General features: G+C 32.1%; 11 protein-coding genes and 1 pseudogene. 3 read left to right on the top strand and 9 right to left on the bottom strand.

Features of this window, described 5'->3' with window-relative positions; all coding sequences use genetic code 11:
* Window positions 1-451: 451 nt before the first annotated feature.
* The 4 genes from CBF37_RS08980 to tyrP form a co-directional block, all read right to left on the bottom strand.
* On the bottom strand, window positions 452-754 hold the full coding sequence (locus tag CBF37_RS08980; RefSeq protein ID WP_125984414.1) for a YerC/YecD family TrpR-related protein: 303 nt from the start codon (window positions 752-754) through the stop codon (window positions 452-454).
* A 34-nt stretch (window positions 755-788) separates the two neighbouring features.
* Entirely contained in the window at window positions 789-2,156 is a 1,368-nt protein-coding gene (nhaC, locus tag CBF37_RS08975) for a Na+/H+ antiporter NhaC (protein WP_206168059.1), read from the bottom strand.
* A 68-nt stretch (window positions 2,157-2,224) separates the two neighbouring features.
* Window positions 2,225-4,090: a tyrosine decarboxylase gene (gene tdc, locus CBF37_RS08970; protein WP_125984413.1), complete on the bottom strand. Its 1,866-nt coding sequence runs from the start codon at window positions 4,088-4,090 to the stop codon at window positions 2,225-2,227.
* Between the two features lie 27 nt (window positions 4,091-4,117).
* Window positions 4,118-5,539 carry a tyrosine-tyramine antiporter gene (gene tyrP, locus CBF37_RS08965; RefSeq protein ID WP_125984412.1) on the bottom strand — a complete coding sequence of 474 codons (1,422 nt, stop codon included), beginning with the start codon at window positions 5,537-5,539 and terminating at the stop codon, window positions 4,118-4,120.
* 704 nt (window positions 5,540-6,243) lie between these two features.
* Between tyrP and tyrS the strand changes: the two genes are divergently transcribed.
* From tyrS to CBF37_RS08950, 3 genes and pseudogenes are all read left to right on the top strand, one after another.
* Window positions 6,244-7,512 carry a tyrosine--tRNA ligase gene (gene tyrS, locus CBF37_RS08960; protein WP_125984411.1) on the top strand — a complete coding sequence of 423 codons (1,269 nt, stop codon included), beginning with the start codon at window positions 6,244-6,246 and terminating at the stop codon, window positions 7,510-7,512.
* Between the two features lie 225 nt (window positions 7,513-7,737).
* Window positions 7,738-8,346, top strand: a complete 609-nt coding sequence (locus CBF37_RS08955; protein ID WP_165866680.1) for a transposase family protein — start codon at window positions 7,738-7,740, stop codon at window positions 8,344-8,346.
* Window positions 8,347-8,511: 165 nt separating this feature from the next.
* Window positions 8,512-8,658, top strand: a pseudogene (locus CBF37_RS08950) (transposase); the annotation flags it as partial.
* A gap of 142 nt (window positions 8,659-8,800) precedes the next feature.
* Here CBF37_RS08950 and CBF37_RS08945 read toward each other — a convergent pair.
* The 5 genes from CBF37_RS08945 to CBF37_RS08925 form a co-directional block, all read right to left on the bottom strand.
* Window positions 8,801-9,160 (bottom strand): hypothetical protein, encoded by a 360-nt coding sequence (locus CBF37_RS08945; protein ID WP_125984409.1) that lies wholly within the window; start codon window positions 9,158-9,160, stop codon window positions 8,801-8,803.
* Window positions 9,157-10,452 (bottom strand): Y-family DNA polymerase, encoded by a 1,296-nt coding sequence (locus tag CBF37_RS08940; RefSeq protein WP_125984408.1) that lies wholly within the window; start codon window positions 10,450-10,452, stop codon window positions 9,157-9,159. The genes CBF37_RS08945 and CBF37_RS08940 overlap by 4 nt, the downstream gene beginning before the upstream one ends.
* A 108-nt stretch (window positions 10,453-10,560) precedes the next feature.
* The gene (locus CBF37_RS08935) at window positions 10,561-11,280 is read right to left on the bottom strand and encodes a DUF805 domain-containing protein (RefSeq protein ID WP_125984407.1); all 720 of its coding nucleotides are present in this window, start codon (window positions 11,278-11,280) and stop codon (window positions 10,561-10,563) included.
* A 139-nt stretch (window positions 11,281-11,419) separates the two neighbouring features.
* Complete coding sequence (locus tag CBF37_RS08930; protein WP_125984406.1) at window positions 11,420-11,617, bottom strand: hypothetical protein; 198 nt, start codon at window positions 11,615-11,617, stop codon at window positions 11,420-11,422.
* Between the two features lie 264 nt (window positions 11,618-11,881).
* The gene (locus CBF37_RS08925; protein WP_125984405.1) at window positions 11,882-12,361 is read right to left on the bottom strand and encodes a GNAT family N-acetyltransferase; all 480 of its coding nucleotides are present in this window, start codon (window positions 12,359-12,361) and stop codon (window positions 11,882-11,884) included.
* Window positions 12,362-12,535: the final 174 nt, after the last annotated feature.

Genomic DNA, 12,535 nt, shown 5'->3' with positions numbered 1-12,535 from the left:
CTTTCGCTAAAAAACGAACTGAACGTCCAGTTTGATTAAGTTCTACAATCATTTGTTTAAAATCTTCTTCGTATCGGGTCATAAAAAATCATCCTCTCGTAGATAAGTTTAATATATTCTTGTCTCTGCGAAAAGTTGTCTAAGATTTGATACTAACACCACTTTGATTATCTTCCCAATATATCAACGCACTTACTTGTATTGATTATTTTTTAATTAGTAGTTAATAAATAATTTAATGGTAAAACTTAAGAAATTCTAGAATAGTCCTCCGATATAAACATAACTATTGACACACTTCAATATTAAATACCATTTATATCTAATAAAATAACTAGGTATAAAAAAATAAAGAAGAGGCAAGACATTAATTAGATAATGCCTTACCTCTTCTTTACTATGCTTTCCCGTAAAAACATATATCGTATTTTATTTATATTGGCTAATACAATTATTCTTCATTATACTTTTTCACTCGATCTAACAAAATTTTATAAGAATCGTTACCTTCCTCAATGGACCGTTTTACCCTTGAAATAATCGCTGTACTTGCCTGCGTTACTTCTCGAATTTCTTGATACGTCTTTCCTTCCAACAACATCTCCGCAACAGTGAATCTTGTTATAAAAACTTTCATTTCTTTAAGCGTCATCAAATCGTCAAAAAACGCATAGCATTCATCCATATTATCTAACTGTAAGACACACTGAAAAAAACGATGGATATCTCGATCTGGTAATTGATTGATCCTCATTAATTTTGCCCCTCCCCCGATTGATTAGACTTAATTAGTTTTCTACTTTTATAAAAAAACCAAATAGAATCGTTACTAGAGGTAATACATAACAAAAGATAGCATATGGTAGATAAGACATTGTTGGAACACCTAGTGTGCTTGTTATAAATACTGCACTTACTCCCCAAGGAATCAATGGGTTTATTGTGCTCCCAGCATCACATAATGTTCGTGATAAATAAACTGAAGGTATTCTCAGTTTATTAAATGTCTTTTTATAAGCTTCTCCTGGTAAAATAATCGACAAATACTGCTCCCCAATTAGCAAGTTAACTCCCAAACAAGTTAATGCGGTAACCAAGATGACTTTCCATGTGCTATTTAAGCCGCCCCCAATATTCTCCAGTATTATATCAATAATCGACATTTTTAGCAATAAACCACCTAACGATAATGCTAATATAATTAATGAGACTGACCACATCATACTTTGTATTCCCCCTCGTGATAACAAAGCATCGACAATCTCATTATGAGTATTAGCAATGTATCCATCTTGAATCCAATTACCTATCTTAAGCAATGGTATTGAAGGTTGATATATTTTAATTAAAATAATTGATAAAAATATATTTAGTAACAACGATGGAATCGCTGGTATTTTTCGCCAAGCACATAATAAAAGAATAATCACAGGTATCAAAACAATAAAGCTAATCGTAAAATGAGACCGTAATGTCCCAATTAATATTTGAATGTCTTTCGTATTGTGGCTTTTTAGTGACTGATGCCCAATCAATAAGTAAAAAACAAATGAAATAATCATTGTTGGAATCGCAGTCTTAAATACATTTTTTAAGTGGTCAAATAAATCTACATCTGCAGTAGCAGCTGCTAAATTAGCTGTATCAGATAATGGCGAGACAACATTACCCAGGAAGGCACCTGACACAATAGCACCTGCGATTTGAGACAACTCAAATCCCATTATTTTCCCCATCCCAACAAAAGCAATCCCCACAGTTGAAATTGTTGTAAAAGAGCTACCTACTGATGCACCAATTAATGCACAAATAAGAAAAACAGCACTTAAAAAAAATTTAGGCGTTAGAAATGAGAAACCATAGACCATAATGGTTGGGATAGTCCCCACAGCTATCCATAGACCAATTAAAGAACCAATCAAAATAAATAAAATGATTGGAATGATTCCCGGTTTTACTCCTTCAACAATCCCCTCATGAAGATCATCCCAACTGGCATGTTTATACTTCATAAAACCTACCATCAATATGATTGAGAATAAGATACCAACATGCGCTGGTAATTTAAAGCCGATAATACTGGTTCCTATTGTCACTAAAATTACCAATAGGATTCCCACTGATTCTTTAAATGATACGGTTTTATTTATTTTCATCACTCCTATCTAGAAAAAGTCGATGCAACTGACTCACACCGACTTTCAAATCAAGTAAATTTAATTAACTATTTAACATCATAGATAGCATCTAATTTATCTTGAATAGCTTGTTTTATTTTTTCAGCATAAATATCAAATACTTTTTTATCATTCATGTACGGTGACATAGCTGAAGCTCTTAAGATTGTTACTTTTTGTTCTTTTTCCCATTCAGCATCGCTAAATCCTAATCCTTTAACGAAATCAAGTGGGCTATTGCCGTATTCAGGTACTGCGAAATCTGTATGTGATGTAATAAATTCATTTTCGTAAGTACCGCCTTTTTCATAAGAAGCGTAACTATAAAATTCATCATTCAAATCATTCATCACTTTAAGATCAGTATTACCTTTTTCATTGAAAACATAATCAACCATATTAAAGTCAGGATGAGTTAAAGCATGCATTACAACTGTTTTATCGCCAACTTTAAATTCCAATCCATTGATAAGTTCATAGAAATGGAATGCTCCTTCGATACTTGCACCAATTAATTTACCAAAACCTGTAACATTTAATGGTAAGACACGATGTGCTGTCCAAACTGCTGCAGCTGTTGCTCCGGCTTTTGAACCTTCAAGGATATAAGCACCAAGTAAAGCTGGAATATCTGCACCTTTTTTAAATACATATGTTGCAAAGTAAGAAATCATATCACGCATACGAACATCTTTAATTACAACACCACCAGCTGAATAAGGAATGTATCCCATTTTGTGTGGATCAATTGTTACAGATTCGCAATCAGAAATTGCTCTGAAAGAGTTATAAACTTCTTCTGTTAACCAAGTATTTTTGTCATAGAAAATATTGTTTTTAGCATAAACCTCTTCAATATTAGCATAATCAATAAATTTGTCATTTTCATCTAAGAAAATAGAACGAGCATAACCACCGTAAGCAGCATCCACATGGATATAGAAGTAAATACCTTCTTTAGCTAATTTTTCACGTAAAGCAACAATTTCATCAACACGGTCAATTTGTCCTTCTTCTGTTGAACCAACAACAGCAACCACACCTAATGTTGGGATTCCTTGTGCAGCTAAATCACGAATTACTTCTTCTAATTTTTCAACGTCCATACGGTATTCATTTGTAACATCACAAGCGATAACTTGATCTAGTCCAACTCCAATAATATCAGCTGATTTTAACCAAGAATAATGTTTTGTTTGTGGAACAATCCATTTTCCTAATTTTTTAATATTTTCACCACTACGAGCTGTTTTTTCTTTAATCTCATCATACTTATCTTGATACTTATCAAGTAAATCTAATGTATCTTCAACTGACATATTTAATAATTCCCATTCAGTTTTGTCAGCTAATGCTTCAGGAACAACTTTTTTAATTGCTAATGGAGCAGATTTAAAGTTACGAGCATACCAGATACCTTCTAAGTTAGCGATTGAACCATCACATGCGATGTGACCCCAGCCATTTTCATAACTCATTAATGTGGCAAAATCGTGACCTACTTCTTCTTCCATTTTTGATGTTGCTGGTGATGATTCATAAGCAACATTATTTCCATTCCATAACATAGCAAAGTTATAAGCAATGATAGCTGGTAATAATGTTTCTGAATTCATATGTCCCCAGAAACGACCTGCTGAATGCCATGGCATTGAATCAGTACGCATTTTTGAGCTTAACACGTTAAAAACGGAATTCATGTTATCGACGGTTGCTTGGAATGATTCGCTACGACGATCTTGTGGTGTAATAACTGGTAAATCTTGTGGCATATAATTTTGTCTCCAGCCAACATGTTCATCAATCAAACGGTTTAAAATATCTTTGTAGATATCAACGTTTTCACCCTTGTCACCTAAGAATAATGCTTTTAAATTTGTATCAGTTGGATCAATAATATTTTTGTTAGACATAATACTCTCTCCTTCTATTAAACATTTTTATTTATTGTCTGTGCCTGTGTTTTTCCATGATGTTTTTTTGTTTTTATAAATCAGTAATGCAATGCCCACCATTATTACAGTGGCAGCAATTTGATAAATAACATAAGCAACATGTCCATTTTCTCCAATAGAAGCTGGTGGAATTAAACTAACTGCGATTGTTAAGACAACACTTAAAATAGCTAAGCCTGCAACGCCCCACATTAAGCCATTTCCTTTACTACCTAATCTAAATGGTCTAACGGCTTCTGGCATACTGTACCGTAATTTGATAGCTGAAATAGCAATTAAAAAATAAACAATACAATAAAGAATAGTTGTTGTAATTGTAATAACTAAAAAAGCAGAACTAACATCTGGAATTAATCCATATAATAAAGAAACAAATGAGATAACAGTCGCTTGAACTAAAACGATGTTGATTGGAATACCTTGTTTATTACGTTTTTGGAAAAATTTGGGTAAGTTTCCTTCATCTGCTACTTTAATCATTGATTTACTTGGTCCTAAGACCCAAGCACTTAATTGTACTAACACACCAATTAAAATCATTAATGAGATAATGTTATTAAATATGGCAGGAATACCTAAATCTTCTGTCATAATAACAAATGGTTGTGTAATATTTGCAAGATTCATTTGACCATTTGGTACTGCATTGGCCACACTTAAACCTGCCACTAAATTAAAGAAAACTAATACTAATACTGATACAATAACAGCGATTGGATAGTTTTTCTTTGGATTATCAATATTGTTTGCATGAACAGATGAAATTTCAACACCAGCAAAAATGAAGATAATACCTGTTAATGTTGGTAAGCTTCCTAGATTACTTAAATCTGGGAGCAATTTACTCACTTCAAAATTAGCTAAATAACCAGTTGTTGTAATGCCGTTTTTAATAAAATAAGCAATACCTAAAATAACTAAAGCCAAGAATGGAATATAAACACCAATAATAGAGCCCCAGTCACCGGCAATCTTAACCATATCAAATTTTAAGTTAAGTAAAGTAATAACCCAATAAGAAATTAAAATCATAATCATAACAAAAATATTGTTATTACCTAAGTCCGGCTTATTAATGACATAACCTAGTAATACACCTACTGTTGATGCCACCATTACCATACCAAAAAACATTTGAACCCATAATAACCATGATGTTACAAAGCCCCATTTTTCACCTAGAGCATTTTTAACCCAAACTTGAGGTCCACCTTCTTCAGGCCAAGTAGTTGATAACTCTGCAGAAATTAATGCAATTGGTAAAGCAAAAGCACAAGCAGCAATCAACATATAAAAAATTTGGGTCCAACCAGTAGATGCCAAAGTCGGCACGCTACGAACGGTTCCGAAAAAAGCCATTGTAATACCAATTAGTCCAGCTAAGGATAATTTTTTCCCTTTACTCATAACTGTTTTAAGCTCCTTTATTAAATTTTTAAGCACTGCGTACAATGATATAGGCCTATATTTTATGACGACGCATGTTCTTTTAACAACAAAAGTATACAAAATCACAATGTTTAATTCATTAAACTTATTATAGATAAATTAAAGAAAAATGAGAATAATGGTTAGCCCTATCTTCGCTTTAACGCACTAAAGCGTAAACCTGTTCATACATTGAATTTGCTCAAACTTTGCTAATTCTAACTTTTTTAATTTTTTATATTATTTAATCAGAATGTCATTAAAAATAAATGTTAGTTTCATGTTGCATTGTAATTATATTCTAATGTTAAATATGCCATTCTTTATATTTAACGACCTAATAAAAAATAAAAAATCTGTTTTTTTATTTTTTATTGATTGACTTTCTTTTTTTTTTAAACTATGATGAATTTATCAAATAAATATCTTGATTTTGAACAAAGTAGTTTATCTTGTTTGTAGCAAAAGAAAGCTGATGGGTGATGAAAATCAGCACGCTGGATAAATGAATTACATTCAAAGACTAAGTCAAGCGTCTAACCTAACGTAACATGGTTACGAGTGGTGTTAAGTAACTTAACACAATTTGGGTGGTACCACGGAATAGTGATTTCGTCCCTATAGATTAATATCTATAGGGGCTTTTTTATTTTTATTATTAACTTATGAAGGGATGAAGTAGTATGAGTAAGAACATTATTGATGAATTAGAATGGCGCGGAGCAATCAATCAACAAACAGATGCTGAGGGCTTGAGAGAATATGTAGAAAGCCATAAAATTTCACTTTACTGCGGAGTGGATCCAACAGGAGATAGCATGCACATCGGACATTTGATTCCATTCATGATGTTGAAACGTTTCCAAAACTTTGGTCACCATCCTTATATTTTAATTGGTGGTGCAACTGGTACAATTGGTGATCCTAGCGGTCGAACAAGTGAAAGACAATTACAAACAATGGAACAAGTTCAACATAATGTTGATTCATTAACGAAACAAATGAAACAGTTATTTTTCTCTAAAGATAACGAACATGAATTAACAATGGTTAATAATTACGATTGGACACATGATTTAACCTTATTAGATTTCTTGAGAGATTACGGTAAAAACTTTAATATTAATACTATGTTAGCAAAAGACATTGTCTCTAGTCGATTGGATTCTGGTATCTCCTTTACTGAATTTGCTTACCAAATTCTTCAATCTATGGACTACTTACATCTATTCAAAGCACATGATGTACGTCTTCAATTAGGTGGCGCAGATCAATGGGGTAATATCACTGCTGGATTAGACTTAATCCGTAAAAAAGAAGGAGCTGAAGCAAAAGCATTCGGCTTAACAATTCCATTAATGTTAAAAGCAGATGGTACTAAATTTGGTAAAACAGCCGGTGGAGCAATTTGGTTAGATGCTAATAAAACATCTCCTTACGAATTTTACCAATTTTGGTTAAACCAAGATGATCGTGATGTCGTTAAATACTTAAAATTCTTTACTTTCTTAACACAGGATGAAATTGAAGAATTAGCACACAAAGTGAAAACTGATCCTCATAAACGTGAAGCCCAAAAAGCATTAGCTGAAGAAATGACACTTTTCGTTCACGGTAAAGATGCTTTAAACGATGCTTTAACTATCACAGAAGCATTATTCTCAGGTGATGTTAGTCAATTAACTTCTGATCAAATCGAATCTGGCTTTAAAAATATGCCTTCTAAAACAATGCCAAAAGATGCTATAAATATTGTTGATTGGTTAGTTCAAGCTGAAATTGAACCTTCTAAACGTCAAGCGCGTGAAGATGTAACAAATGGTGCAATTTCAATCAACGGTGAACAAATTAAAGATCTTGAATTTGTTGTCAGCCCAGATAATTCATTCGATGGTAAATTTATTATTGTTAGAAAAGGTAAAAAGAATTACACATTAATTACTATCAAGTAATTTCTATTAATACAATAATACTTTTCAAGCTCTTCAATCATATTGAAGGGCTTTTTTTATTCTGGCAATATAATTTTTGATGTGGATGAAGAAATTCATCTACATCTATTTTTTTACAAAAAAAAGAAACATATGAATTTTCCAGGTAAAATTAAGTGACCAAACCAAACTTTAGAAGGGAAGATTCATATGTCTCACAACCATTGTATCCGAGTTTCGCTTGATTTGAAAGGTGAAAATATTTACTTTGATTCTATTTTTTGTGAAGAAGAGATTACTAAAGGAGTTAAATCTAAAATTTATAAAGGAAGACTTACTTATAAGCCTTTGGCTTGTCCCTGCTGTGGCATTAAAAACAAAAAATATTCCATTGTCAAAAATGGTTTTATTACTTCTCGAATAAAGTGGTTAAGTGTTGCTCATTACCCAACCTATCTTTTATTAAACAAACAACGATTTCTTTGTCGTCTATGTCATTCGTCTTTTCTAGCGGAGTCTTTAGAAATTGATAAACATTGTTTTATTGCTAATAGAGTGAAACAATCTATCGGCATGGAATTGTCTGACGCTATATCGCTGAAAGATTTATCTAAAAGACACTTTGTATCGCCGATTACAATTAATAGAGTTCTCAATTCATTAGGCAAAAAGCTATCAAATAGCTTCACCGACTCACCTCAAAGCTTATGTTTTGATGAATTTACATCTGTTAAAAATAAACAGGGTAAATATAGTTTTATCTATTTAGATTCTGTCTCACACAAAATCATTGATATTTTGCCGGAAACAGATATAATGGATTATTTACTTAGCCTGAATCAAGAATTAACTTAGACTTAAGCTTCATCAAGATTTACTCTATTGCAGTAAAACAAATGATTCTGAGGCTTTCTCTGACCTACTTCTATTGAGAAATGAGTTGATTTCTGATTCAATGAAAACTTCAGTTAAAACGCTGAGAAAACATTTACTAAGAATTGATTTCCATTCTCTAACGGACCATTAGAGGGATCTATTAATAAAATTAAACTAATTAAAAGAATAGCTTACGGATATAGAAGCTTCCTAAACTATAAATATAGAATATTACTAAGTTTTAAAGACAAACAAATAAGCAACAAAAGCCAGTCGGATTTCATTGCTTAAATTCAGCTTATTTTTACTCATTCACATCATTTGATGTAGAGCCTAATAAACTCAAGTGTATAGCGAATTAAAAACACCTTAGACTTTAGTGGTATTAATCCATGATAATGTTCTTCCTTCCAGTAGAGTATCACTATTAATTTTACTTATTATACCACGCTTTAGCTTCTTCAAGGCTAATATGTCTAATCTGATTCAACTGTATGGTCATGTCCTCTATATACAAATAATCTTCATCATAACCCATGAGCTTTCCCCTAATATCTGGCATATAACCACCCTCCATATCTCGTAAATTCAATTGAATTATTATCTCTAAATCTTTGTACAACGAATAATCGATGATTTCAAATATATCTGATTCTGTCATTTCCGTTTCTGCTGTAATAAGATTATCACGAATTTTTTGATCCACATCTACTTCTCTCATATGTTCAAACAAATAGAATCCATTATATTTTTGTATACCTCGATCATAATAGTAATTATTTAACTTAATCATAATCCATCCATTCCTCCCGCATGCCCACCAATTAAAGTCGATCGCTTGATAGCTGTTGCACCCTCTAAATAACTACTAGCACGAACAATTGATTGAAAACCATAACGTTGACGAATAACATCAATTGTATTATCTAACTCTTGATTGGAGATACTCTCATTTGGAGATTCAAATAAGTTGAGCTGTAAAAGAGTCCCATTTTCTAACTTTGAAAAACTAATACTTATATTTCTAATGGCATAGCCTGCATCATAGCGCTTAAAAAGTATCAAGCAATAATCAGCTAGCTGTCTAGATTGATTTGTCGCTGGAATAGTCATCTGTCGACTAAATCCCTTCTCACTCTCATTTTTTGAGTATCCTATAGTTAAATGGACACAAGCTGTTTTCATTCCCTGTTTACGTAGTCTTGTCGCAACTTGTTCAGCCATTTCTCGAATAATTATTCTAATTTCAGCACGTTTAGTATAATCTTTCAACAAAACTTGACTATTACCAATACTCTTAGAACGCGGTGTATACGTATCTGAAATATCTGTTCGATCAATCCCCCAAGCATGTGCAATTAACTGTTGTCCTATGACACCTAAAGATTCCTTCATACGAAAAAAGTCATATGCTGCCAGTTCCTTAATTGTTGCTATTCCCATTCTATTTAAACGCTTTTCTGTTCGTTTATTAATGCCCCAAAAATCCGTCATGGGTGTAATCTTCCAAACCTTTTCAGGAACATTTTGATAGTGCCAACTTGCAATTTTCTCTGGCGTACATTTTGCTTCATTATCAAGAGCTAATTTACTAAGAAGCATATTATCACCAATACCAATCGTACAGTATAGTCCTGTTTCTTTAAAAATATCCTTATGAAATTGACAAGCAAATTCATACGCTGACATTCCAAATAATTTTTTTGAGGCTGTTACCCGTATAAAAGATTCGTCAATCGAATAAATTAAAATATCTTCATCTGCGACATAGCGACGAAAAATATTATTAATTTTTATATTTGTTTTGATGTACATGTTCATACGTGGTGGAACAATAAGTAAGCGAGGATCTTCAGGAATTTCATACCTACGTGTAATATTGGTTATCCCTAATTCTTTTTTTGCCATTGGTGAAGCCGCCAGAGCCAAACCACCTCCGCTTTCTGGATGACTCATCACCACTAATAATGCTTTTAAGGGATTTAATCCTCTAGCCACACATTCAATACTCGCGTAAAAACTCTTCATATCAACACACAGTGTTTCATGTATTGGTTCCAAATTATAATCGAAATATTGTTCCATTATTAACCACCTCAAACCAATTATACAAACATACGTTCTCTTTTTCAAATTATTTTTAACAAAATAAAAAAAACGCCTTGCATGATAGTATGCAAAGCGGAAATATTTTTAATCTAAGTTTTTCTTTTCATGATCAGCTTGATTAATTGTTGCCTCTTCATTTATTTTATCAAGTTCAGCTGCTTGAGGGCCTTCTTTAGCAAATTGTTTATCATCACTAACATTCTTTACTTCTTTTTGCTTAAAAATAGCTCGTAATATTTTATTGTCGCTACTTGTTGCAAAAAATCCTGTTGGCATAAACGCAGTAAGGCTTATGAAAAATGATACTAGCATCGTAATAAATGTTAATGAAACTGGTAGATATAACCCGCCAAACATTGATGGGAGTGCCGATAAATCAGGGCCTCCATGACCAGTATAACCAATATTTGCAACTATTCCACTCAGCATTGTCGCATACACATTGGTAACCACTGTATAAGTCAATGCCCCATAAACCAGGTACAGCGTAAAAATACTTTTACTTCGAATGCCGCTATCTCTCATACGTCTCACTGATAACGTTAGGCTTGGAATAATAATTGCGATAGAAAATAAAAACATCAGCATCGTAACAAAAAATATTCCTACAGCCGAATTAAAAGCTAGTAATACTCCTGATAACATCATTAAGAAAAACAAACAAATATAAATAATACCTAAGAAGAGTTGTGCCCACCAATAGCCACTACGAGTGGTTGTTCCTCTGAAATCTAGATAGCCAGACCAAAAATCTTTTATTGCTTTACCAAACGATACCTTACCTGTTTCTTCTATTTTTTTCATACGAGCCCCTCCTTACATTTCCATTAAATATATCATATTTATTTAGTTTTTTACAACACTTTATTATTTAGTGTATATTTTTTATTTCAATTACAACAAATTCAATATTATTTTCTTTCTCAAACGCACTTAACACCTGTTAACTCAGTTCTGTCTTTACCTTTGCTGCCTCGGTATAGCGAACTAGATAACTAACACTTAATAAAATATTTTCTTCAATAACAGTCAAATTAAGTATAGGTTTCGGGTCTTGCTGAAAAGCATCAAGTAATTCTTGTATTTTTTTGTCCTCTTTTAAATCTGATAATTGTGTTGCATAGTAATGATTGGTAATCATTACTAATATTTCTTTAGCATACTTCCAATCGCTATCATGACCTATCGTATACTGAATCTCTTACCAATTAAATTGACCTAACTCTATATAATTTGCAATATTATTTTCAAATATTACTTTATTAGGGTAGCGTATCGTTCATCCAGTTAACGCTTCAAACGATAGCCACTTTTTTATTTCAACTAACTCAATTAGTATCTATTTAAACCAAAAAATATCCAAATATTCAAATTTATAGCAACTATGTACCATTACACAATTAGTTTAATTTTTCTCATAGACATAATCATTCATGATATATCCTTCACCTATGTCAACGTAGCGTTCATCCACTCTTTTAAATCCTTTATGCTCATAAATTTTGATGGCTTGCTCATTTCCCTGATTAACATTTAAATGCAACACCTTACCCTTACCTAATTCGTCATACCAGTCAAATAATTGAGATGATAAACCCTTTCCGCGTACTGAATTATTTAAATAGAGTTTGCTAATATAAATCTGAGTATCCGTTTCCTCATATGCTGTGTAGCCGACATTTTCTCCCTTATAACGGATTAAAAAATATTGAGCGCCACTAGCAATTTCCTGTTTAATATTATCAATTGACTGATAATTAGTCATCATGTATGTTACTTGATCAATACCAATAATCGGTGTAAACACCTCACGCCAAATTGGTTCTAATATTGTAAAAAGCTGTACGATATCCTGATTTGTTTTAACAAGTTGTTTTTCTAACATCTAAAAATCCCCTTCATTTTTATTTTTACTCAGTTTATCATAAATTTATTGTTACAATTATTTATCTAACTTTAAATTCTCTTTACAATTTATCCATAAAAAATTCACGATTTAAAAAATGTTTCGTGTTAGAATAGAGTTTAGACGTTCTATCTAATTTATTAAGGAGATGAG

Origin of the sequence: Vagococcus vulneris, assembly GCF_003950515.1 — a bacterium.
GTDB classification, from domain to species: Bacteria; Bacillota; Bacilli; order Lactobacillales; family Vagococcaceae; genus Vagococcus; species Vagococcus vulneris.
The sequence above is the reverse complement of the archived record's forward strand: the minus strand, read 5'-3'. Positions and strand labels throughout refer to the sequence as shown.